This is a genomic window from Streptomyces sp. NPDC005141, assembly GCF_053599975.1.
Window position 1 is genome coordinate 92,794 of record NZ_JBSFYW010000023.1, and the last position, 23,746, is coordinate 116,539.

Below are 23,746 nucleotides of genomic sequence, written 5' to 3' on the forward strand. Positions count from 1 at the left end.
AGGCCGGCGACGTGGTTCACGGCATCCGCGGCGAGGACCTCCGGGTCAGCCGGATCAGTTGGACGGTGGCCACCAGCGAGCCGGCGGACAGGACCGTCAACAGCCACGGCACCGCGTCAATGCCCGACGCCTCGATCCCCACGCCGAGCAGCGGGGGAGCGGCGACGCCGCCGATCATCGACGCCGCGATCACCCAGGCGCCGGCTCTCCCCGCCTGCGGAAGCGCGCTGTTGAGCCAGGTCAGCCCCGTCGGGAACACCGGCGCGATGAACAGCCCGACACCGGTGTACGCCACCGGGGCCGCCCCCGGCATCAGCGCCAGCAGAAGGCACGCCGTCATGCCGGCCGCGCAGACCGCGAGGATGCGCTCGGGCGCGTACCTCAGGGCGATCGGGACGACGAGGAAACGGCCCGCCGTCATCATCAGCCAGTACACCGAGGTGGCGGACGCGGCGACGGTCGCGCTGTAGCCGACGGTCTCGAGATGCGTCGGCTCCCAGCCGCCGACCCCGGCCTCGACGGCGACGTTCAGGATGTAGAGCACGAGGAAGCCGATCAGGACGCGGGAGAGCAGCCCGCCTCCGGAGGCGGGCGCCGCCCGGTCGCAGGGAGAGGCGGTCTCCGCCGCCCCGCCGCGGACCCCGCCCGTGCACAGGACCAGCCCGCCCGCGAGCACCGCGCACGCCCCGAACGCGTACGCGTAGTCCTTGGGCCCCACCCACGCGATCAACGCGGGCCCGAGAACGGCGCCGATGCCGAAGTGCGCGTTCAGGACGTTCAGCATCGCCGTCGAGCGGTCGCCGAAGCCGACGGAGAACAACTGGTTGAGGCCGTAGTCGACACCGCCGAAGCCGAGGCCCCCGAGAAAGGCGGCGGTGAGGGCGAGCGGCCAGTTCGGAGCGAGCGCGAACCCGGCGGAACCCGCGGCCATCAGTCCGTAACTGGCGCCCAGCAGCGCCCGGTTGCTGATCCGGGCGTGAACGGCGTTGAAGGCCAGGACACCCGCGACCCCGCCGGTGAAGTGCAGGCTCAGGCCGAGTCCGGCCGCGGACGGGGACAGGCCGAACTCCGCGCGCAGGCCCGGCACGGCGGGACCGTACAGCGCCTGGATCATGCCGATGAGGACGAACGCGACGCAGGACGCGACCGCTGCCGGGCGGCTGAAGAGCCGTCCGGCAGCGGTCGGTATGACGGTGTCAGTCATGGATCTCCGAGAAGACGAACGAGAACTCCGCCGGTTCGGCCCTCAGTTGGTACGGGGGAAGGGCGCCGGGACCGCACGACTGCGAACCGATGCCCTGCTGCCCGTGGTCGAGGTTGACCCAGACCGTGTCACCCGGGAGCAGATCGGTCAGATGGTCGGCGGCGTCCAGCTGCTCGGTCGTCCAGCGGCGCGCGGTGAACCAGAAGGACGGGTCGCCCTCGATCCGCAGGCCCCCGATCCGCGCCCAGCGGACGTCGGCCCGGGCGCCGTTCTCCTGCGGGCGCACGTACGGTGTCTGCAGCTCGTCGACCGTCGACTCCCAACGGCCGATCAGGGAAGCCGACTTGGTGTCCGGATAGCCCTCGCCAGGGCCGCCGCCGAACCAGGTCACCCGGTCCGCGGAGCCCGCGAGCCCGAGCCGGACGCCGAGCCGCGGCAACGGCAGCGTCCAGTCGCCCTCCGGGGCCACGGACACGGTCAGCCGCAGCCGCGTGCCGTCGGAGGTCCACCGGTACACGGTGCGCAGGCCCACCTCCCAGGCGGCCGGTGCCACCCGGGTGCGTACGGTCAGGGCATCGTCGCCCGGTTCCACCCCGTCCAGCCGATGCCGCATCCGGTGCAGGCCCAGCTTGCGCCAGAGCGTCCCGTGCCGGGCGTCCGGCTGCCAGCTCGCACCGTTGTCGTTGTCGGTCGGGGCGCGCCACACGTCCAGCCGGGGGCCGGTGACCTCGACCCCGCCGATCGTCAGCAGCGCACCGGTGCGGGCGTCGAAGGTCCCCGGCCCGAGGGTGATCACCCGCTCGCCCGGCACCGGAGCGCCGGTCGGCGTCAGGCGTGGCGACACCGGCTCCGAGACGGGTAGTTGGGTCCAGGAGACGACATGGCCGGGTGGCCCCCACGCCGTCTCCTCGGCCAGCACCGCCCGGACCGTCCACCAGGTCTCGGAGCCCCGTGGGTCCGCCGGCGGCGTCGGCAGCTTGACGTCGGCCGACTCGCCCGCCGCCAGTGCGGGCACCGGGAGCGGGCCCGACGCGACGGTCTCGCCATCCACTTGGTACGACCACTCGAAGGCGAGGGCGGAGAGGTCCGCGAAGTCGTACCCGTTGGTGACGCGCACGGTGCCGTCCGAGCCCAGTGCCCGGCCCCCTTGGGACTCGGAGGGGGAGACCCCGCCGTCGATGCGGACGGGCTCGATCACCTTCTTGTACTCGACGAGCCCGGGGGACGGTGTCCGGTCGGGGAAGAGAAGCCCGTCGCAGACGAAGTTCCCGTCGTGCAGTTCCTCGCCGAAGTCACCGCCGTACGCGAACCCGTACCGCTCGTCCCGGATGCCGTGGTCGATCCACTCCCAGATGAAACCGCCCTGGACGCGGTCGTAGGAGGCGAAGAGGCGCTGGTAGTCCGCGATGCCGCCGGGGCCGTTGCCCATGGCGTGCCCGTATTCGCAGAGGATGAAGGGGAGTCGGCGTCGTTTGCGGCCACCGCCGTCCAGGTGCCGGCCGATCCGCTCGACCTCGGCGTGCGGGGCGTACATGCGCGAATAGACGTCCGTGTCACGGCAGTCGAGGTCGCCCTCGTAGTGGATGAGCCGTGAGCCGTCGCGGTCCCGGATCCACTCGGCCATGGCGGTGAGACCGCGCCCGGTACCGGCCTCGTTGCCGAGGGACCAGATGACGACGGACGGGTGGTTCTTGTCGCGCTCGACCATGCGCGCCGCCCGGTCGAGCAGCGCGGGTGTCCAGCGGGCGTCGTCGACGGGGTTGTCGCGCCAGGCCTGTTCGGTGAAACCGTGGGTCTCCAGGTCGCACTCGTCGATGACCCACAGGCCGTACTCGTCGCACAGGTCGAGGAAGGCGGGGTGCGGCGGGTAGTGCGAGGTGCGCACGGCGTTGATGTTGTGCCGTTTCATCAGCAGTACGTCGGCCAGCATGGTTTCCGGGTCGAGGGCGCGGCCCTTCTCCGGATGCCACTCGTGCCGGTTGACGCCCTTGAAGAGGACCGCCCTGCCGTTCACCTTGATCAGACCGTCTTCGAGCGCGACGGTACGGAACCCGATGCGCAGCGGGACGCGCTCGCCCTCCGTGACCAGTTCGCCGTCGTACAGCCGGGGCGTCTCGGCCGTCCACGGCAGCACCGGCACCGTGACCGCCGTACCGGTCTCGACATCGATGTCCAGGGCGGGGACGAGGACCCGCCCGTCGACGTCGGAGTCGACGCGCAGGGTTCCCAGGCCTTCGAGGTGGTCGTAGGAGGCGTGCGCGAAGAAGTCGAGCGCGCTGCCCGCCGGGCGGTGCAGCAGGGTGACGTCACGGAAGATGCCCGGCAGCCACCACTGGTCCTGGTCCTCCAGATAGGAGCCCGCCGACCACTGGTGCACCCGGACCGCGAGCACATTGCCGCCGGCCTTCAGCAGATGGCCCACGGCGAACTCGTGCGGCAGCCGCGAGCCCTTGAACTCGCCGAGGTCGGTGCCGTTCAGCCAGACCCGGGCACAGGACTCGACACCGTCGAAGCGCAGGACCGTTCCGCCGTCCGCCGGCCAGTCCGGCGGGAGGTCGAAGCGGCGCAGATGGTCACCGGTCGGGTTCTCGGTGGGCACGCGCGGCGGGTCGACCGGGAACGGGTAGAGGTGATTGGTGTAGATCGGCGCGCCATGGCCCTGCAGCACCCAGTGGCCGGGGACCCGGACCTCGGCCCAGCCCCCGGCCTCGTACCCCTCGGCCGCGAAGGAGTCGTCCCGGGCGTCGGCGGTGGGCGAGAGCCGGAATCTCCAACTGCCGTTCAGCGACAGGGACCTGGCGTCCGAGGCCGGGTACCAGGCGCGCGGCGGCAGGGCGCCGCTGCCGGGGGAGGCGTCCTCGACGTAGTCGGTGGCGGACGGGGGAGAGGCCGGTGCTCCGGGGGAGGTGCGGAAAGACATGCGTCTCCTAGGTCAGCCCTTGATGCCGGTCTGCGCGATGCCCTGGACCAGCCAGCGCTGGAGGAAGAGGAACACGAACACCAGGGGCAGGATGGAAATGGCCGTGGCCATGAAGATCAGATGGAAGTTGACGGTCTGGTTCGTCATGTACGAGGAGAGCGCGACCTGGACCGTCCACGCCTCGGGGTTCTGGCCGATGACCAGCGGCCAGAGGAAGGCGTTCCAGCCGCTGATGAAGGTGATGGTCGCGATCGCGGCGAAGAAGTTCAGCGAGTTGGGCACGACGATGCGCCAGTACGCGCCCCAGTAGCCGAGCCCGTCCATGCGCGCCGCCTCCTCCAGCTCCTTCGGGAACCCCAAGAAGTACTGCCGGAAGAGGAAGCACGTGAAACCGCTGAAAAGCCCCGGGATGATGAGACCGCGAAGACTGTCCACCCAGCCGAGTGACGAGACCAGCACGAAGCTCGGGACGAAGGTGACGGCGGAGGGGACCATCAGGGTCACCAGCACCCCGTAGAAGACCTTGTTGGCGTGCTTGTACGGGATCCGCGCGAGCCCGTAGCCGGCGAGCGAGCAGACCAGCAGGGTGCCGAGGGTGTGCAGCACGCCGACGACGGCGGAGTTCCACAGGGAGCGGGCGAAGGGGACGGTGGGGTCGTCGAACAGCTCCGTGATGTTGCCCCACTTGAGGTCGGTGGGGAAGAACTGCCAGTTCTCGCCGGTGATTTCGGCGTCCGTCGACAGCGCGTTGCGGACGAGCAGGTAGAAGGGGACGAGGAACAGCAGTCCGGCGACCCCTGTGGCGATGTACAGGCCGGTGCTGCCGAGGACACCGCGCCGGTTCCCTCCGCGTCTCCTCGGCGGCGCGGCGTGGGCCTTCCGGCCTTCCATGACGGCGGTCACTCGGCTTCCTCCCCGCGTCCGAATCCCATGAACGTGCCCTGGAGCAGTGTCACCATGCAGATCAGCAGGGTGAGGATGACCGCGCCCGCGCTGCCCGCGCCGTAGTCCTGGGCCTGGCCGAGCGCCGTGTAGTACAGCTCGACGAGCGGCGGGCGGCCCCAAGTGGTCTTCGACAGCAGGTTGAAGAACTCGTCGAAGGCCTGGTAGGCGGCCACCAGGAGCAGCAGGATCACGGCCGTCGAGGTGGCGCGCAGCTGCGGCAGGGTGATGTGGCGGAAGGTCTGCCAGCCGGGCCTGGCACCGTCGATCGCGGCGGCCTCGTACAGCTCCGGCGGGATGTTCTGCAGGGCGGCCAGGAAGAGGATCATGTAGAAGCCGGCCTGGAGCCACAGGCGGGCGGTCACGATGACCAGCCAGTACCAGGGCGGATCGGGGTTGGCCAGCCAGGCGACGTTCTCGATCCCGAACCAGCCGAGGACGGTGTTCATCAGACCGAAGCGGACGCCGCTGAAGATGGACATCTTCCAGATCAGCGAGGCGGCGACATAGCTGCACGCGGTCGGCAGGAAGAACACCGACCGGAAGAACGCCCGCATGAACCGTAGCCGGTTCACCAGCAGCGCGAGGCCGAGGGAGAGCGCCCAGGTCAGCGGCACGATGAACGCGGCGAAGACGGTGAAGGTGACGAGCGCCCCGGTGAAGTTGCCGTTCTCCAGCATCTGCCGGTAGTTGTCGAAGCCGACGAACTTGTCCGGGGTGACCGTGAAGCGGGCCTCGAAGAAGCTCAGCCACAGGCTCCAGCCGATCGGCACGTAGACGAAGATCAGCAGGCCGAGGAGGAAGGGGCCGGTGAAGAGCCAGAAGTTGAGGGTGCTGCCGCCCCGCAGCCCCCGCCGCGGCCGGGCCGTCGTGGCCTTGGCCGGGGCGGGGCGCGAGACTCCGCGTGGGGTGGTGATCGACATGTCGCAGCCCGTCCGTCGGTCTATCCGAAGAGCTTCTTGAGCTCGCGGTTGACGGTCACGTCGGCCTTGTCGAGCGCGGCCTCCGGGTCCTCGTCCTTGCGGACGGAGTTGGCGAAGACGTCCTCAAGAGCGGTGATCATGGACTGGGTCCAGCCGATGTTGTCGAAGTGCCCGTACTCACTGAAGAGCTTGACGCCCTCGGCGGGCAGGCCCGACTTGAGCTTGGTGGCGGACGCGGCGAGCGAGGAGCGCGGCGGTATGTGGAAGCCGTACGAGAGCGACCAGTCCTCCTGGTACTTCTTCTGCTCGATCCAGAGCCACTTGACGTACTCCTTGGCCAGGTCGACGTTCTTGCCCTTGGCGTTGACGAACATCGACCAGCCGCCGTTGTAGACGGACGGCTTGCCGTCGTCGGTGACCTTGGGGAAGGCGAAGACCCCGATGTCGTCGCCGAGCGCCTGCTGCATCTGCGGCATCGCCCACATCCCGCAGAACTGGATGGCGCACAGGCCCTGGTTGAGCGCCGACGGGTCCCAGTAGTCGGCCGGGGCGTCCAGGAGCAGGTGGCCGCTGGTGAAGAGCTTGCGCATCTTCTTCAGGCCCTCCTTGACCCCCTCGGTGTGGTAGGCGATCTGGTTCTTGTCGTCGAGGGTGTCGGCGCCCGCCGACCAGATCATCGGGTTGATCACCGCGTGCAGGTCGTTGCCGATGAAGAGTCCCTTGACCTTTCCGGTGGTCAACTTCGCGGCGGCCTCGATGAGTTCGTCGAGAGTGGTCGGCACCTTGACGCCGGCCTTCTCCAGCAGCGAGGGCCGGTAGAAGAAGAACTGCGGGTCGTCGATCATCCGGACGCCGTACGTCTTCCCGTCGACCGTGTGCGAGGCGATGTCGGCCGGATTGAAGTCGTCCTTGACCGGCTCGATGATGTCGCTGAGGTCCGCCACCTGGCCGCTCTTGACGAGCTGGATCTGCGGGTGGAACTCGAAGAGGTCGGGCGCGTTCTTGGTGAGCAGCGAGGCGAACAGCTTGCTCTCGAAGTCGCTGCCGGTGATCCACTGCGTGGTCACCTGGGCCTTGTCGTAGGCCTTCGCGTACTTCTTGATGGCCTGCTCGGTGCCCGCCTCCCCGTAGGCGTGGAAGTACTGGACCAGTTCCTCGCCCGAACTCCCGCCCCCGGAACGCCCGTTGTTGCTGCCGCAGGCGGCCAGTGGCCCGAGGGCGGCGAGGCCGGCGGCGGCCCGCAGTACGGAGCGACGGTCCCAGTTGCTGCTCATTGCCGACATGTTGACGTCCTTGTCCTGAGTGCGGCTGCGGCTCGAATTCGCGGTGCGGTGCGGGACGTTAACCTTCTGCTAAGGCTTCGGCAAGGGGTTGGACGAAGTCGGTGCGAAGCGTTGTCGGGGGTTCGGGATACCGGACGCGACGGAGCCGCGGTCCGCCTCCGGGTGAACCGCGAGGCCTCAACTCACGTCAACATGGCACTACTTGGAGCAGACCGCGACGATGGCGCCGATTCCGTCGTCAGGCGGGCGGTGCCGTACGGCTCCGTGCGGGCGCGGCCCGCTTGGCGGCCGGCCGCTGGCCGACCGACTGGAGTGCCCCCTCGAGGGCGAACGTCGCGGCACCGAGGCAGACCGGGTCGGTCGGAATGGGGGACAGGACGATCTCGGTGGCCGCGAGGGGGCGCCGCAGCGCGTGCCGGGCGACGGCCTCGCGCACCTCGCGCAGCAGCGGCTCCCCGAGCGTGGCCGCGACCCAGCTGCTCAGGACGACCACTTCGGGGTTGAGCAGGTTCACCAGGTCGGAGATCCCGGCGCCGAGGTAACGGGCGGTGTCGCGTACGACCTTGAGGGCCACCGGATCCCCCGCGGCGACACCCGCCGCGAGGGCGTCGATGGTGGCCGTCTGGTCCTCCGGGTGCAGCAGGGTGCTGCCGGGGCTCAACTCCCGGAGATTCAGCATGATTCCGGGAGCGCCGACGTATGTCTCCACGCAGCCGTGGTTGCCGCAGTGGCACAGCCGGCCGTCCAGGACGAGGGTGGTGTGACCCCACTCGCCGGCGCTGTTGCTGACACCGCGGTGCAGTCCGCCGCCGAGCGCGAGACCGGCGCCCACGCCCGTGCCCAGATTGACCACGACGGCGTCACCGCGTCCGCGGGCCGCGCCGAACCACAGCTCGGCGACGGCGCAGGCGCGCAGCGGGTTGTCGAGGTAGAGGGGGTAGGCGATGTGCTCCGCGAGCAGATCGAGCAACGGCACGTCGTGCCAGTCCCAGTTGGGCGCGTACTCCGAGACCCCCCTGTCGCGGTCGACCTGCCCGGGGACGCTGACGCCCACGCCCAGGACGCGCGCGCCCTCCACCCCGGCCTGCGCGACCACCGAGCCGACGGCGGCCGCGACATGCCCGACGACCTGTTCCGGACGGCTCTCGCCGGGGCGCATGTCCTCGTCGGCGCGGGCGAGCACGTTCAGGGCGAGGTCGAACAGCTCGACGCGGACGTACGTCTCCGCGATGTCGACGCCGATGAGGGCGCCACCCGTCGCGTTGACGGCCACCAGCCCCCGCGGGCGGCCACCCGCGGAGTCCTCGAACCCGACCTCGGTCAGCATCCGCAGATCGAGCAGCTCACCGACGAGCGTGGCGACCGTGGCCAGACTGAGCCCGGTCGCCGTTGCCAGCTCCTGCCGCGAGGTGGGCGATTCCGCGATGATCTGCCGCAGCACCTCGTAACGGTTCGCGGTGCGGATGTCGCGTGATGTGCCGCGCTTCATGGGGCTCCCCTCGCTTCCGCGCACCGGGTACCGGGCACGTCGGCCGACCAGATCTTCCGGCCGGGGTCCGGGGGTGCGCCCCGGGGCGGCACGGCACCGATCGCCGCCCCCGGTCCCTCCGTGCCATGACGAGGCCCGTCGGCCCCGGCGCGGCGCAAGGCTATGGCCTGGGAGGGACTTTCGACAAGGGGTTAGGAAAGGGGGTGGAGAAAGTCCCCCACGAAGGCGTTGGTGAACGTCCCCGCCGGGTCGAGCTCGTCGACCAGCGCCCTGAACTCGGCCAGCCGCGGCGAGCGTCCGCGCAACACCGCGGGCGGCACGGTGAACACCTTGCCCCAGTGCGGCCGTGGCTCGAACGGCTCCAGCGCCCGCTCGACCCGCCGCACCACCGGCAGGACGGCCTCCGTGTCCTCCACCCAGGTGAAGTGCAGAGCCACGGTGTCCCGTCCGTACGCCGGACTCAGCCACTGACGGTCGGCGGCCACTGTCCGTACCTCGCAGATCTGCAGCAGCGGCGCGATCGTCTCACGGATCGCGTCCAGGGCGTGCAGCGCGGCCAGGGCGTCCGAGCGCGCCAGCAGGTACTCGGACTGCAACTCCGCTCCGCTGCTGGGGGTGAACTCGGCCCGGAAATGCGGCAGTCGCTCGTGCCAGGGGCCCGGGACGCCCAGCTGTTCGGTGCAGTTGCGCGCGGGCATCCCCGGCACCGGGTGCATGGCCTCGGTCGCGGGGGCCGCCCATGGGAAGTCGGTCCGCGGCCGGTCGGTGCGCCGCTTGACCCACACCTGCCGGAAGCCGGGGCGGCCCCAGTCGGTGAACAGGCTCACGCTGTACGCCGACGCCGCGACCGCCTCGAAGTCCAGCCCCTCCAGCGGAAGTTCGGTGAACACGTGCTGGCTCACCTCGAAGTCCGGTTCCAGGTCGAGGGTGAGCGCGGTGACCACGCCGAGCGCGCCCAGCGAGGTCACGGCGCCGTCGAAGCGTTCGTCTCCCCGGCCGATCGTCACGGACGAACCGTCCGCGGTGGTCAGCTCGACCTCGCGCACTGCGGCGGCTAGCGACCCGTTGGTGACGCCGGACCCGTGGGTGCCGGTGGCCACCGAGCCCGCCACGGAGATGTGCGGGAGCGAGGCCATGTTGTGCAGCGCGAACCCGTGCTCGTGCACCCGGCGGGCGAGTTCGGCGTAACGGACGCCGCCCGAGACCCGTACCGTACGGGCCGCGGTGTCGACGTCCACCGCGGGCGGCAGCGCGGTCAGCGACAGCAGGACACCGTCCGCGCCCGGTTCGGCGATCTCGTTGAACGAGTGCCCGCTGCCCAGCACGCGCACGCGGGAGCTCTCCGCGACCAGCGCCCGGAGCGCGGCGAGCGAGGAGGGCCGGTGCAGCTCCTTGGCCGCGTACGTGATGTTGCCGGCCCAGTTGGTGAGGGTCCGAGTCATCCCTGTCGTCCCTCCCGGGAAGTCGCCGTCCGTGGCCGGTGCGATGACCACCCGTGGAACGTACCTTGCCGGTCCGCCCGGCGGGCAGACCTGTCCGTTGACCCTCTCACGTGCCGCGATCTACCGTAGAGAGCGGTTGCTGTCGTTGGCGTCGCCGAACCGGAAGGCCACCTCCTTGCCCGAGCGTCCTGTGGCGATGTTCGCCATGACCGCCGAGAACGTGACGCGGATCTTCCCTCCGGACGCACTCGCCCGGCTGCGCGAGCTCGTGGACATCGATCTCTCCGTGGTGGCACGTGACTTCACCGATCCACGGGTACGCGCCCGCCTCGCCGCCACCGAGATCCTGATCACCGGCTGGGGATGCCCCGCACTCGACGCCGACACGCTCGAAGCGGCCCCGCAACTGCGAGCCGTGCTGCACGCCGCCGGTTCCGTGAAGGGTTTCGCCACCCCGGAGGTGTGGGAGCGCGGGATCGTCGTGTCGTCGGCCGCCGCCGCGAACGCGCTGCCCGTCGCCGAGTACACGCTCGCCATGATCCTGCTCGCCGGCAAGGACGTCTTCGCGTACCGGGACCGCCTGCGCACCGAACGGAGCTTTCCCCGCGGCGACATCCTGCCCGGCATCGGCAACCTCGGCCGCCGCGTCGGTGTCGTGGGCGCCTCCCGCATCGGCAGGCGCGTCATCGAACTGCTCCGGCCCTTCGACCTGAGGGTGAGCCTCGCCGACCCCTACGTCGACGAGGCCGGGGCCGCCGCCCTCGGAGTCCCCCTGCTGCCGCTCGACGCCCTGCTCGGCGGCAGCGACATCGTCACCGTCCACGCCCCGCAGACCCCCGAGACCCGGCATCTGATCGGCCGCCGCGAACTCGCCCTGATGCCCGCCGGATCGGTCCTCATCAACACCGCACGCGGCACACTGGTCGACCACGACGCCCTCGTCGAGGAGCTGCGCGCCGAGCGGATCAGCGCGATCCTCGACGTCACGGACCCCGAGCCGCTCCCCGTCGACTCCCCGCTGTACGACCTCCCGAACGCGTTCATCACACCCCATCTGGCCGGTTCCCAGGGCAACGAGGTCGCCCGGCTCGGACTGACCGTGCTGGACGAGGTCGAACGCCTGCTGTCGGGAAGGGAACCGGCGCACCGGATCGACCTGGAGGGACTGGCGCGGGCCGCCTGAGCGGGGTGTTCGGAGGGCGCCTCACACGGTGGGGCGCCCGGTGTCGGCGAGAGACCCCTGGACGGCAGGCCGGGCGAGGAACGCCGCCGTGGTCGTCACGAACCGTTCCGCGTCGTCGAGCCACGGGAAGTGCCCGGCCCCGGGCTGAACGACCAGCTCGGCGTGCGGGAACAGGCCGGCGAGTTCGGCCATCGCGGGAGGCGGGGAGTTCAGGTCGACCTCCCCGGCGAGCACCAGCACGGGGGACGCCAGGCGGCCGAGCGCCGCCCGGGTGGCGTCCGGGGCGAACGCGCCGTCGATGTGAAGAGCCGCGGCCTCGTGGTTCTTGTGCGCGTCCTCCGCGGCCCGGTGCGCCCGCGCGGCCTCGTCCCAACGCCCGTACCAGAAAGGGGCGATGGCCCGGAACGCGTCGGCGTCCCCGTTCCCGGCGACGATCGCCTCCAGAGCCGCGAACGCCCCCGGGAACCACGGCTCGTGGTGACGCAGCAGCGCCGTCGCCCTCCTGACCTCAGGGGCGATCTCGATCCCGGCGGCGTAGACGCTCGGTGTGATCAGCGCGAGCCGCGCCACGCGGTCCGGATGGCGCTGCGCGTAGAGCATCGCCAGATTCGTCCCGGCGGAGTGCGCGAGCAGGTCCATCCGGTCCAGGCCGAGGTGCTCGCGCAGGGCCTCCACGTCGTCGACCAGCCGGTCGCAGCGGTACGAGGCGGGGTCCTCGGGGGTCGCGGAGCCACCGGTTCCGCGCGGGTCCGCCATGATCAGCCGCCGGTGCTCGGACAGGCCGCCCAGATTCCCGAGATACCCGCAGTCCTGCATCGGTCCGCCCGGCAGGCACACCACCGGCGAGCCGTCCCCGCAGGTGTCGAAGTTCAGCTCGGTCCCGTCGTACGCGGTGAAGGCAGGCATGGTCACGACTCTCGCAGCGGCGCCCGGACGGAGCAAACGAGTTCTTCGCGGATCGGGTGTGCTGACCGGGGAGGGCCGACTCGAGGCGCGGGCCGGCGGGGCGGATCGGCGGCACGGACGGTCGGCGCGGATGGTCGGTACGGGGGTCTCGGGGACATCGGGGCACCTGGTGTCTCCAGGGCCGCGCGCGGTGACGTAAGGGCGCTCGACGCGGAGGTCGCCGAACGGCCCGAATGGCCCGGGTGATACGGATTTCGTTGCTGTGCTGTCATTGATATGCCGATCTGGTCAATCAATGGCCCATTCGCCTGCGATATCGGTATTCTCGCGACCATGGCCTATGGACCTCTCCCCGACACCGACCTCACCCGCCACCGCCGGCTGCGCGAGCAGGGCAGCCTCGACCGCGCCGACCTCGACGCCATCCTCGACGCGGGCTTCATCTGCCATCTCGGGGTGATCGTCGAGGGACGGCCGATGGTGGTGCCGACGGTGTACGGCCGGAGCGAGCGGGATCTGTACGTCCACGGGTCCGTGGCCGGCAGGAGCCTGGCGGGCGACACCCCCGTGTGTGTGACCGTGACGCACGTCGACGGGCTCGTCCTGGCGCGGTCGGTGTTCGAGCATGGGGTGAACTACCGGAGCGCGATGATCCACGGGGTGCCCCGCAAGGTCACCGACCCCGAGGAGAAGACCGAGGCGCTGCGGCGGCTCACCGAGCACGCCACGCCCGGACAGTGGGACTACGCGCGCCGGCCCAGCCGCAGGGAACTGGCCGCGACGACCCTGCTCGCGCTCTCCCTCGAAGTGGCCTCCGTGAAGATCCGTACCGGCGCCCCGGACGACGGGGACGGGCCGGACGCCGCACTCGGTCTGTGGGCCGGCACGCTGCCGCTGACCTCGGTCTGGGGGGCGCCCGAGCCGGACCCGCTGCTGCCGCCCGGGCAGCCCGCTCCCGCGCACATCGCGCGGCGCGAGGGGACCCGGCACGGCTGATGTCCGGGCGGGGGCATACCGTGAGGAGTCGAACACGACAGACGAAGCAGGTCGGGAGCGAGGAGAACGGGATGGGCAGCCGCACCGCGCTGGTCGAGGATCTGATGGAGCGGTTCCCGCACGTGCCGCGGGAAGCCGTCTTCAAGGAGGACCTGCTCCGCGGGGGCATGGCCTTCGACGCGTCCGCCCTCAGCGACAACGAGGGCGGTGAGGTCAAACCGAAGTCGTACTTCATCTTCTCCTTCGACCACGGCACCCTGCCCGAGCTGGGCGAGGCCGCGCTCCGGCGCCCGCCCGAGGAGATCATCCTCACGGGCGGCCCGTACGACCTGCGGCGCACCGTCGTGTCCGTGCGCGTCAATCCCGCCTCGCCGTACCGCGTCGCCGCCGACGAGGAGGGCGTCCTCGGGCTGTACCTCGACGGGAAGCGGATCGCCGACGTCGGGGTGCCTCCGATGCCGGAGTACTACCGGCACACCCTCTCGAACGGGAAGTCCGTGATGGAGGTGGCCCCGACGATCCAGTGGGGGTACCTCATCTACCTCACCGTCTTCCGCGTGTGCCAGTACTTCGGCGCCAAGGAGGAGTGCCAGTACTGCGACATCAACCACAACTGGCGCCAGCACAAGGCCGCCGGCCGTCCGTACACCGGCGTGAAGGACGTCGAGGAGGTCCTCGAAGCGCTGGAGATCATCGACCGTTACGACACCGCGAAGGCGTCGACGGCCTACACGCTCACCGGTGGCGCGATCACCAAGACGGTCGCCGGGCGCGACGAGGCCGACTTCTACGGGCACTACGCCAAGGCCATCGAGGAGCGGTTCCCCGGGCGGTGGATCGGCAAGGTGGTGGCCCAGGCACTGCCGCGCGACGACGTGCAGCGGTTCAAGGACTACGGCGTGCAGATCTACCACCCCAACTACGAGGTGTGGGACCGCCGTCTGTTCGAGCTGTACTGCCCCGGCAAGGAGCGTTACGTCGGCCGGGACGAGTGGCACAGGCGCATCCTCGACTCCGCCGAGATCTTCGGTGCGCGCAATGTGATCCCCAACTTCGTCGCGGGCGTGGAGATGGCCGAGCCTTTCGGCTTCACCACCGTCGACGAGGCCATCGCGTCGACGACCGAGGGTCTGCGCTTCTTCATGTCCCACGGCATCACACCCCGCTTCACCACCTGGTGCCCGGAACCGACGACGCCGCTCGGCAAGGCCAACCCGCAGGGTGCGCCGCTGGAGTATCACATCCGCCTGCTCGAGGCCTACCGCGCCACGATGGACGACTTCGGGCTCAAGTCGCCGCCCGGATACGGAGAACCGGGTCCGGGTCGCGCGGTCTTCTCCGTCAGCTCCTTCATGGACAGCCTTCCCGCGCAGGAGCCGGTCTCCCAGGTGTGACCCGCGCCCCTGGCCACCCGCACGGCCCGGACGTCATCCGTACGTCCGGGCCGTGCGCCGCGTTGCGCCGTGCCCGTTCCGTACTGCTTCCGTACCGCGTCCGTTCCGTGTCGGCCGGGGGGAGTGGTGGGTCTTGTGAAAGTTGAAGCGAACGATCCGTCCCGGCCCGCGGTCCGTACGACACTCGGGGCGCCGGAAGCCGGACAGGTTCGCCGCGTGATCGCACGACCACCCGATGTGAATACGCCGCTTGTCAGTTGTGTCGAAACCGTGAAAGGCTCTGGCCCGTTGTTGAGACGGTCTCCAACTCCCCAGTGAAACAAGGCGAGTTGGGCGTTGTGTGACGTTGCACATGGAAGCAGTGGATGCAGGAGCCCCCCATGCCAGACCTGCCGACCCCCCAGGATGCCGCCGAGGCCGCGTTGTTCTCGGAATGCTGGGACGCGGTCCTGTCGTACGCCGATCTGTGCACATCCGGCTCCGCCGCGGCCACCCAGCTGGCCACCGAGGCGTTCACCCATGGCATCCATGAGGCGCGCGCGGTCGGAGTCCGCTCGAAGAATACCGGCCGCAGAACCCCCCGGCTGCCCCGGATCCCCTTGCTGCTGAACTCGGTTCGGACCACCGCCGCCGCCTGGGAGGCCCACGGCCAGGGCCACCGGCTGGACCCCGACCTCAGGCTGTGGCTCAACTCCGAGAAGGCCACCCGCTACACCGGACCTCCCCTGCACCGCCCGATCGCGCTGCGCGGGCTGAGGGATCTCCAGGAAGCCGACGCGGCCCTGCTGTGGCTGGTCGAGGTGGAGGCGCTCCCGCTGCCCGCGGTGGCCCGGCGGCTCGGTCTCGACCCGGTGGCGGCCGCGGAGGAACTCGGCCAGGTGCGGGCGCTGTTCAGGGACCGGTGCCATCGCAACCATCTCGACACCCCGATGGACACCAACTGCCGCAGCTACGCCCGGCTCCTCGACGCGGTCACCCGCTCGTCCGGCGCCGAGACGCCCGAGGACCTGTCGCAGCACCTCGCCCGCTGTGTGGAGTGCGCGGAGGCGGCCGGCTGCCTGCGGCTGCACGGCGGCGGGCTCCCCGCGGCGCTCGCGGGCGGGGTGATCGGCTGGGGCGGCCTCGCCTACCTGGAACGCAGGCGCCGCGCCGCCGAAGCGGGGCTGGCGGGCGGGCGCACGGACGCGGCCGTGGACACCGGTATGGCCGAGGCCAAGGCCGCCGCGCCCCGGATCGGCCGCACCGGACTGCTGGTCGCCGCCGTCATCGTCTCCGGCCTCGCGCTCACCGTCTCCCTGATGCCCTTCGGCGCCGGAGACGACGGTGGCGCCTCCGCGCGAGGTGGCTCGGCCGACCGTCAGCCGGTGGCCGATCCGGCTGTGGCGTCCCCGTCGGCGACCAAGCGCGGCGCGGGCTCGCTCGTCTCGCCCGAGCCCGGGGCCCCGAGCGCCGAGGTGGGCTCGAAATCCGATCCCGAGCCCCAGGGCACGTCCTCGTCCTCGGCCCGCGCCGCCGACAGGACCCCGGATTCCACGAAGTCCGCCGACCCCACGAAGAGCGCCGCGTCCTGTGAGGTGACGTACGACATCGTCAGCGAGTGGCCGGACGGCTTCCAGGCCACCGTCACGGTCACGTCCGCCGAAGCCCTCGACTCCTGGCAGATCGCCTGGACCTTCGACGACGGCCAGCGGGTCACGCAGATGTGGGACGGCACCTACGCCCAGCACGGCTCCCGGGTGACCGTGACCGCCGCCGACTACAACAAGTCGGTCGCCGCGGGGGGTTCCTTCGCCGTCGGTTTCAACGGCACCTGGCAGGACGGAAACGCGGCCCCCGAAGCCTTCACCGTCAACGGCGGACGCTGCACGACCGCTCACTGACGCGTCGGCCCGTCGATCCCTTAATTCGATTGACGGGCCCGTGGGAGCCCCGGATAGAGTTCACGTGTTGTCTTCGAGCGAGTTCAGGAGGTGTGACCGATGGCTGTCTCTGTGAAGGGCGCTGCCCGCATCCAGAAGTTCATCAAGTCCACCTCCGTGGCCGCCGGCTGACCTTCCTCTTCCTTCGCGCCGCAGTGCGCGTCGCCGGGGCCGCCCTTGTGAAGGGTCTCCCTTGACTTCCAGCTCCACCTTCCCGACTCCGTCCGCTTCTCTGGGTCTCTCCCCGCTCGCTCCGTACGGCTGGGACGACGCCTGGGCGGACGAGTTCGCTCCCTACGACTCCGAAGGGCTCGTCGCCGGACGGGTGATCCGGGTCGACCGCGGCCAGTGCGACGTGGTCACCGCCGACGGGCTCGTCCGCGCCGACACCGCCTTCGTGACACCGCACGATCCGATGCGGGTCGTGTGCACCGGCGACTGGGTCGCCGTCGAACCGTCCGGCAACCCGCGCTACGTACGGGCGTATCTGCCGCGCCGTACGGCCTTCGTGCGCTCCACCTCCTCCAAGCGGTCCGAGGGGCAGATCCTCGCGGCCAACGTCGACCACGCGGTCATCGCCGTGTCCCTCGCCGTGGAACTCGACCTCGGACGCGTCGAACGCTTCCTCGCGCTGGCCTGGGAGTCCGGCGCCCAGCCCGTGGTCGTTCTCACCAAGGCCGATCTGGTGCCGGAGGCGGCGACCCTCGGGCACCTCGTCCAGGACGTGGAGACCACCGCGCCGGGGGTTCCCGTGCTGGCCGTCAGCTCCTCGACCGGGGCGGGGCTCGACATCCTCGAAGCGGTGCTGGCCGGAGGTACGGCGGTCCTGCTCGGGCAGTCCGGAGCGGGCAAGTCGACCCTGGCCAACGCGTTGCTGGGCGAGGACGTCATGGACGTTCGGGCCACCCGCGACATGGACGGCAAGGGGCGGCACACCACGACGACCCGCAACCTCCTCGCGCTGCCGGGCGGCGGTGTCCTCATCGACACCCCGGGGCTGCGCGGGGTCGGGCTCTGGGACGCCGAGAGCGGCGTCGGGCAGGTGTTCGCCGAGATCGAGGAATTCGCCGCCGACTGCCGTTTCCAGGACTGCGCCCATGTCGCCGAGCCCGGCTGCGCGGTTCTGGCGGCCGTCGACTCCGGTGACCTGCCGGAGCGACGTCTCGAGAGCTACCGCAAGCTGCTCCGCGAGAACCAGCGGATCGTCGCGAAGACGGACGCCCGCGTGCGCGCCGAGATCCGCCGGGACTGGAAGCGCAAGGGAGCGGAGGGGCGCGCCGCGATGGAGGCCAAGCGCGGACGCTGGTAGCCGGGAGGGGGGCAGGGGAGGGGGAGGGCACGGGTGCCCCGCACCTTCCTTCTCTCCCGCACCTTCCTTCTCCGGCGCCCTCCGTCCCGGCGCCTGACTCGGCTCCGGCCGACTGGCTCGGTTCGGGCCGATCGGCTCCACGCCGGCCGATCGGCTCCACGCCGGCCGATCGGCTCCACGCCGGCCGATCGGCTCCACGCCGGCCGATCGGCTCCACGCCGGTCGCTCGGACTCGTCCGGCCGTCCGGACCTGTCGCGCCTGCGCGCGTCCGTGCCGCGAGGGCTCGTCCGGTCTGCGCCCCGTCCCCGTCTGCTCCGCCTCGTCCGGTCAGTCCCGGACCGGACCTTCCGCTCCGCCTCCGCCGGGGCGGGGGCGCGAGGAAAGGGTTCGCCGGATCGCAGCGTCATGTCCGATTTCCGCCAGACCCGTGGTGCGGTGCGCGCCACACTGGAAGGGTGATCGACGAGGAGACCAGGTACGAGGCCGTGCGGAGCCGGGACGCCCGGTTCGACGGAGAGTTCTTCTTCGCCGTGCGGACGACGGGGATCTACTGCAGGCCGAGCTGCCCCGCGGTGACACCGAAGCGGCAGAACGTGCGGTTCTACGCGACGGCCGCAGCCGCGCAGCGTTCGGGCTTCCGGGCCTGCCGCAGATGCCGTCCGGACGCCGTGCCGGGCTCCGCGGCCTGGAACGTGCGGGCCGACGTCGTCGGCCGGGCCATGCGCATGATCGGTGACGGCGTCGTGGACCGTGAGGGCGTCGGAGGCCTCGCCACGCGTCTCGGGTACAGCGCCCGCCAGGTCCAGCGACAGCTCACGGCAGAGGTCGGCGCGGGTCCGGTCGCGCTGGCCAGGGCCCAGCGGGCGCACACCGCGCGGATACTGCTCCAGACGACCGAACTCCCCATCACGCAGATCGCGTTCGCGGCCGGGTTCGCCAGCGTGCGCCAGTTCAACGACACGATCCGCGCGGTCTACGCGTCGACGCCGAGCGAGCTGCGTGCCGCCGCGCCGCGCACCGGCCCCGCAGCCCGGCGCGCGGCCACCCCCACCGCGGGTGTCCCGCTCCGGCTCGCCCACCGGGGGCCCTACCAGACCACCGCCGTCTTCGACCTGCTGGCCGCCGAGGCCGTCCCGGGCGTCGAGGCCGTCGGCGGCAGCCGTGGCCGCCGTACGTACCGGCGTACCCTGCGGCTGCCGTACGGCACGGGAATCGTGGCCGTCGACGAACGGCCGGGCACGGGCGTGGGCCGCCCCGGTTCCGGCGGGCCGAGCCGCACCGGCCCCGGTTCCGGCGGGCCGAGCCCTGCCGCGGGAGCACCGGACTCCGCCGCGGGAGCAGTGGCCCCGGCCGGTGCCGCGCACCCCGGTGGCTGGCTCGACGCCCGGCTGCATCTCACCGACCTCCGGGACCTCACCACCGCCGTACAGCGACTGCGGCGGCTGTTCGACCTCGACGCGGATCCGTACGCCGTCGACGAGCGGCTGGGAGCCGACGCGCGGCTGGGTCCACTGGTCGCGGCGCGGCCGGGCCTCAGGTCGCCGGGCACCGCCGATCCGGACGAGCTGGCGGTGCGAGCGCTGGTGGGGGAGGCGGAGGCCGAGCGGCTGGTGCGGCGGTACGGGAAGGCGCTGGACGCCCCCTGCGACACGCTCACGCATCTCTTTCCCGAGGCCGCCGTGCTCGCCGAGGCGGAGCCGGACGGACCTCTCGGCGCCCTGACCGCCGCCCTCGCCGACGGCGCCCTGCGTCTCGACCCGGGCGCCGACCGTGACGAGGCCCACGAGGCGCTGCTCGCGCTGCCCGGTGTGGACGAGGGCGTCGCCGCCGTCATCCGCACCCGGGCCCTCGGGGACCCGGACGTGGCACCGCCCGGGGCGGACATCCCGGACGGCTGGCGCCCGTGGCGCTCGTACGCCGTCCGGCACCTGCGGGCTGCCGGGGACTTCTAGGCGAACGGCCGGAGGCGGGCGGCGCGTTCACCCGGTGCCCGGCAGGTCCCCCGGACCAGCAGGTGCAGGTGCTGGTCGTGTCGGCCCGGACCGGCGTGTGCAGGTGCAGGTCGTGTCGGCCGTCCTCGTGCAGCAGCGCGTCGCGCAGGGTGCCCTCCAGGGCGAACCCGGTCAGTCCCGCGGCGGCGGCAGCAGACGGGGCTCGATCCGCTCCTCCACCGCCGAGTCCCCCTCGCGCCGGACGACGTACGCGCCCTTGCCCGGTATCTCCGTGACGGCCTCGACGAGTTCGGTGCCGCGGTAGACCAGGCCCACGCCGTCGTCGGTGCAGTGGGTGACGGGCAGGGTGCCGTCGGCCACCAGGCGGTGCACGAGAGGACGGCGGCCCCGGTCGCTGTCGTAGTGGACGCCGTTGCCGTAGGGAAGGTAGCCGAGTCCGTCGGTGAGCGGCCGGAGTTCGGGCCCGAAGGAGTCCGTCGTGCCGCCCCGGAACCAGCAGAGCGAGCCGGCGCTCACCCCGCTGAGCACGACCCCGGCCTCCCATGCCCGGCGGAAGACCGCGTCGAGCCCGTGGACCCGCCACACGGCGAGCAGGTTGGCCGCCGAACCGCCCATCACCCACACGACGTCCTGCGCGAGCACCGTTCCCTCGATGTCCTCGAGGTTCGGCATCGGGAAGAGGTGGAGCGGCGTGAGATCGAATCCCGCCACCCGGGCCGCCTCGCTCATCCGCGTGGTGAAGTGCTCGGCGTCGCCGATCGCCGTCCCGACGTACAGGACGCGGGGCCGGCGTCCCTGGACGCCGGCCAGCTCCACTGCGTGGTGGACCAGGGCGTCGAACGTCACCCTGGTGCGGTCTCCGACGCGGTGACCACCCGAGGTGGCGAGGATGGTGGGTTCCGAGGCGGTCATGGGTCGCGACCCTACCAAGACCGGCCCGTCACGCGATCTTCAACGGTCCGGCTCCCGGCTCGTATCGGGTGATCGGCCCGCCAACTCGTCCGATCCGTGGGGCCGCTCAGACGTCGAGGCCCCAACTGTGGATTCTCCTCGGGTGGACACGGATCAGTTCCTCACTGAAGTGCGGCCCCAAGTCGTGTGCGCCGGTGAGCAGTTCCGCCTCCCCGCGGATGTCGATGCCTCTGACCTTCCACGGCTTGAGGCTGACGATGTCGTCGACGACCAGGGCGACCTTCGGGTTCTTCTGGAGGTTGCGCCACTTCTTCGTGGTCCCCATCGCGTAGCCGCCGATCAGGATCGTCCCGTCCTCCTGCGGGAAGAAGCCGACGGGGTTGGCCTGGGGCTGCCCGAGGGGGTCGACGGTGGCCAGCCGCCCCAGTCGCTGCGAGCTCAGATACGCGCGCTCGGCCTCGCTGAATTCGGTCATGACAGCACCCAAACACGCCCCCGCCCGCTATGCATCGGGTTCTGGACCTAGGACCCTGGGAGGAGTAGCGCGCGCCCGTTGGTGTGACGGTGGTTGCGGGAGTCCACGCTCGCGGAAGCGATGGCCCCATGACTCGCCGGGAGAGTCCCCGGGCCGTCGCGGGCTCGTGCGCGTGGTCACCACGCTCGGCGACTCCGTCACCGACGGCACCGGCTCCTCGTTCAGCGCCGACCGTCGCCGGGCCGACCGCCGCCGGGCCGACCGCCGCCGGGCCGACCGTCGCCGGGCCGACCGTCGCCGGGCCGACCGCCGCCGGGCCGACCGGCTCGCGGACCGGCTGCGCGCCCTTCCGTGGACCGCAGGGCCGGCATCCTGAACGCGGGGATCGCAGGGAACCGCCTCCTGCTCGACGGCCGGGGCCCTGGCGCTCTCGCACCTCCCGCGCCGGATCAGCCCCAGATGACCGCGCCCAGCCAAGCGCCCATGATCAACAGGCAGGCGAAGAGTTCCGTCAGTACACTCCAGCCGCCGGCGCGCATCGCGGTCCGCACCGACGCCTTCGCCTCTCCGTGCCCGCCGAGGCGCAGCCGCTCGCCGAGGTAGATCCCGCCGACGAAACCGGGCACGGCGCCGACCACCGGCACCAGGAAGAAGCCGAGGACCGCCCCGGCACCGGCGTACACCGCCATGCGGGTGGTGGCGCCGCTCTCGCGCAGCCGTCGCGGCGGCAGCATCCAGCGGATGGCCTGGGCGAGCAGCAGGACCGCGGTCGCACCGACGAGGACGGCCCAGGAGAGGGCCTGCGGTTCGCTCAGCGCCCACCACAGGACCGCGGCCCAGACGAGCCACGACCCCGGCAGTCCGGGCACCAGTACTCCGGCCAGGCCGAGCAGAATCACCACGCCGACCAGCAGGAGTTCCCACGCTCCCATCTGCCCAGGGTGCCGGAGCGGACGGGAAACCGCAGGTCAGTCCCGCGCCACCCAGCCGCGCTCGTACGCGTGCCAGCCCAGCTGCAGCCGGGTCGTCACGCCCGTCAGCTCCATCAGCCGCTTGACCCGGCGCTGCACCGTCCTGAGACCCAGGTCGAGCTGTTTGGCGACGCTCGCGTCGGTCAGCCCCGCGAGGAGGAGGGAGAGGATCTCCAGGTCGGCGCCGTCCGGGCCGTCCGGCTCCTGCTCCAGGACGCCCCGGCTGCCCAGCCGCAGCGGCAGGGCGTCCCGCCACACCGACTGGAACAGCCCCGACAGCAGTTCGAGGAGTCCGCTCGCGTGCACGACCAGCGCGGCCGGCTCCGCGGTGTGCGAGGTGAGCGGCACCATCGCGAGCGCCCGGTCGGCGATCACCAGCTTGGTCGGCACCTCGTCCACGATCCGCACCTGCTCGTCGCGGCCGAGCGCGGCGGACAGCTCGGTGATGCCGCCGGGCAGGTCGAGGACGGACCGCTCGACGACCACGCGGTAGGCGACACCCCGGTCCGCGGCCTGCGCCTCGGCGTCGTTGTCCGGGCCGGAGACCACCACCGGGTTCCCGGTGACCAGCGCGCACACCTCCTCGGTCGCGCCCAGCTGGAGCTGGAGGAAGCGCTGGGAGACCGCCGCCGCGCCGATCACCACCTCGACCAGGTCGTGGACGGCCGGCTCGGCGGCCCCGGTCCGGTACTCCTCGGCGAGCAGCGCGGCCGCCAGCTCCGCCTTCTCCAGCTCGTGGCGCTGCTGGGTGAGCAGCGCCCCGAGGGCGACTCCCGGCGGCGCGGCCACCCAGCGGCCGGGCCGCGCCGAGGACTGGGCGGCCAGACCGTGCCGCTCCAGCCGGCGCAGCGCGCGCTCCGTGTCGTACTCGCCGAGCGCGAGCCGACGCGCGAGATCGGGCACGTCGGCGGCGCCCACGGACACCAGCGCCCGGTACGCCGACTCATGGGTCTCGTCCAGACCTATCGCTCCCAGCATGCGGCGATGTCCCCTCCCAAGGATGCGTTCCGACCGGTCGGCATCGCCGTGGCGGAAAGCGGCCACGGCGCAAACCCGCCTCGGCACATCATCGCCGCATCCCCCGCCTCTCTGACAAGCTCACGCCACCGCAGCACCAACCACCGTCCGTAATGCCCTGCTTGGGCCTGGCCTGCGCGAACGCGGTCCGTACCGCCTTGCGCGGACCGCGGCCGCACCGGCTCGCGGACACGGACGGACCGACCTTGGGGAATGGGACTTTGGGAGAGGGATCTCGCGTACGGCCATGACGGCGGCCACCGGGGCAGGCGGCGAGCAGGTCGCCCTCAGGGCCGAACTGACCGACGGCACCGGCAATTCGGTCGTCCGGACAGTGACCCGGGCCTACGACGTGCGCCGGGCCCCGGTCATCCATACGCCGCCGGGCGGTTCTCCCGTGGGGGGTGGGACCGCCCGGCGGTCATGTGTGCACACGTTTCCTGTGCGTATTCCCCGCACCTTGGCCGGTTTTTCCGGATGCACCGTTTTCAACCGGCCGTCGCGGTGG

The 23,746-nt window shown here is 71.5% G+C and carries 19 protein-coding genes; 7 read left to right on the top strand and 12 right to left on the bottom strand.

Translation table 11 applies throughout. The features are described from left to right. Positions 1-16 precede the first annotated feature (16 nt). The 7 genes from ACWD68_RS20070 to ACWD68_RS20100 all read right to left on the bottom strand — a co-directional run bounded on the left by ACWD68_RS20070 (position 17) and on the right by ACWD68_RS20100 (position 10,203). On the bottom strand, positions 17-1,204 hold the full coding sequence (locus tag ACWD68_RS20070; protein WP_451807759.1) for an MFS transporter: 1,188 nt from the start codon (positions 1,202-1,204) through the stop codon (positions 17-19). After that, a complete protein-coding gene (locus ACWD68_RS20075; protein WP_451807760.1) occupies positions 1,197-4,124 on the bottom strand; it encodes a glycoside hydrolase family 2 TIM barrel-domain containing protein in 2,928 nt (975 codons plus the stop codon). Before ACWD68_RS20075 ends, ACWD68_RS20070 begins: the two co-directional genes overlap by 8 nt. A gap of 12 nt (positions 4,125-4,136) precedes the next feature. Beyond that, positions 4,137-5,015 (bottom strand): carbohydrate ABC transporter permease, encoded by an 879-nt coding sequence (locus ACWD68_RS20080; RefSeq protein WP_451807786.1) that lies wholly within the window; start codon positions 5,013-5,015, stop codon positions 4,137-4,139. 8 nt (positions 5,016-5,023) lie between these two features. Then, positions 5,024-5,989: a carbohydrate ABC transporter permease gene (locus ACWD68_RS20085; RefSeq protein ID WP_451807761.1), complete on the bottom strand. Its 966-nt coding sequence runs from the start codon at positions 5,987-5,989 to the stop codon at positions 5,024-5,026. A gap of 20 nt (positions 5,990-6,009) precedes the next feature. Next, entirely contained in the window at positions 6,010-7,272 is a 1,263-nt protein-coding gene (locus tag ACWD68_RS20090; RefSeq protein WP_451807762.1) for an ABC transporter substrate-binding protein, read from the bottom strand. Between the two features lie 238 nt (positions 7,273-7,510). Next, complete coding sequence (locus tag ACWD68_RS20095; protein ID WP_451807763.1) at positions 7,511-8,761, bottom strand: ROK family transcriptional regulator; 1,251 nt, start codon at positions 8,759-8,761, stop codon at positions 7,511-7,513. Between the two features lie 191 nt (positions 8,762-8,952). Then, the gene (locus tag ACWD68_RS20100; protein ID WP_451807764.1) at positions 8,953-10,203 is read right to left on the bottom strand and encodes an FAD-binding protein; all 1,251 of its coding nucleotides are present in this window, start codon (positions 10,201-10,203) and stop codon (positions 8,953-8,955) included. A gap of 175 nt (positions 10,204-10,378) precedes the next feature. Between ACWD68_RS20100 and ACWD68_RS20105 the strand changes: the two genes are divergently transcribed. Next, positions 10,379-11,386, top strand: coding sequence for a hydroxyacid dehydrogenase (locus tag ACWD68_RS20105; RefSeq protein ID WP_451807765.1), 1,008 nt, complete (start codon positions 10,379-10,381; stop codon positions 11,384-11,386). A gap of 21 nt (positions 11,387-11,407) precedes the next feature. Here the strand turns inward: ACWD68_RS20105 and ACWD68_RS20110 are convergent, their stop codons facing one another. Next, positions 11,408-12,292 (bottom strand): alpha/beta fold hydrolase, encoded by an 885-nt coding sequence (locus ACWD68_RS20110; protein ID WP_451807766.1) that lies wholly within the window; start codon positions 12,290-12,292, stop codon positions 11,408-11,410. A gap of 333 nt (positions 12,293-12,625) precedes the next feature. Between ACWD68_RS20110 and ACWD68_RS20115 the strand changes: the two genes are divergently transcribed. The 5 genes from ACWD68_RS20115 (at position 12,626) to ACWD68_RS20135 (ending at position 19,863) form a co-directional block, all read left to right on the top strand. Then, entirely contained in the window at positions 12,626-13,288 is a 663-nt protein-coding gene (locus ACWD68_RS20115; RefSeq protein WP_451807767.1) for a pyridoxamine 5'-phosphate oxidase family protein, read from the top strand. A gap of 71 nt (positions 13,289-13,359) precedes the next feature. After that, entirely contained in the window at positions 13,360-14,682 is a 1,323-nt protein-coding gene (locus ACWD68_RS20120) for a radical SAM protein (protein ID WP_451807768.1), read from the top strand. Positions 14,683-15,062: 380 nt separating this feature from the next. Next, positions 15,063-16,562 carry a cellulose binding domain-containing protein gene (locus tag ACWD68_RS20125; protein WP_451807769.1) on the top strand — a complete coding sequence of 500 codons (1,500 nt, stop codon included), beginning with the start codon at positions 15,063-15,065 and terminating at the stop codon, positions 16,560-16,562. Between the two features lie 232 nt (positions 16,563-16,794). Continuing rightward, positions 16,795-17,910, top strand: a complete 1,116-nt coding sequence (gene rsgA / locus ACWD68_RS20130; protein ID WP_451807770.1) for a ribosome small subunit-dependent GTPase A — start codon at positions 16,795-16,797, stop codon at positions 17,908-17,910. Positions 17,911-18,369: 459 nt separating this feature from the next. Continuing rightward, the gene (locus tag ACWD68_RS20135; protein WP_451807787.1) at positions 18,370-19,863 is read left to right on the top strand and encodes a DNA-3-methyladenine glycosylase 2 family protein; all 1,494 of its coding nucleotides are present in this window, start codon (positions 18,370-18,372) and stop codon (positions 19,861-19,863) included. A 171-nt stretch (positions 19,864-20,034) separates the two neighbouring features. On the opposite strand, the gene ACWD68_RS20140 is transcribed toward ACWD68_RS20135, so the two are convergent. Both ACWD68_RS20140 and ACWD68_RS20145 read right to left on the bottom strand, forming a co-directional pair. Then, the gene (locus ACWD68_RS20140) at positions 20,035-20,775 is read right to left on the bottom strand and encodes a Type 1 glutamine amidotransferase-like domain-containing protein (RefSeq protein WP_451807771.1); all 741 of its coding nucleotides are present in this window, start codon (positions 20,773-20,775) and stop codon (positions 20,035-20,037) included. Between the two features lie 106 nt (positions 20,776-20,881). After that, positions 20,882-21,250, bottom strand: a complete 369-nt coding sequence (locus ACWD68_RS20145) for a PPOX class F420-dependent oxidoreductase (protein ID WP_451807772.1) — start codon at positions 21,248-21,250, stop codon at positions 20,882-20,884. Between the two features lie 172 nt (positions 21,251-21,422). Between ACWD68_RS20145 and ACWD68_RS20150 the strand changes: the two genes are divergently transcribed. Then, positions 21,423-21,626 (top strand): hypothetical protein, encoded by a 204-nt coding sequence (locus tag ACWD68_RS20150; RefSeq protein ID WP_451807773.1) that lies wholly within the window; start codon positions 21,423-21,425, stop codon positions 21,624-21,626. A gap of 73 nt (positions 21,627-21,699) precedes the next feature. Here the strand turns inward: ACWD68_RS20150 and ACWD68_RS20155 are convergent, their stop codons facing one another. Both ACWD68_RS20155 and ACWD68_RS20160 read right to left on the bottom strand, forming a co-directional pair. Further along, complete coding sequence (locus ACWD68_RS20155) at positions 21,700-22,182, bottom strand: DUF456 domain-containing protein (protein ID WP_451807774.1); 483 nt, start codon at positions 22,180-22,182, stop codon at positions 21,700-21,702. Positions 22,183-22,218: 36 nt separating this feature from the next. Beyond that, positions 22,219-23,199, bottom strand: coding sequence for a helix-turn-helix transcriptional regulator (locus ACWD68_RS20160; protein WP_451807775.1), 981 nt, complete (start codon positions 23,197-23,199; stop codon positions 22,219-22,221). Between the last annotated feature and the right edge of the window lie 547 nt (positions 23,200-23,746).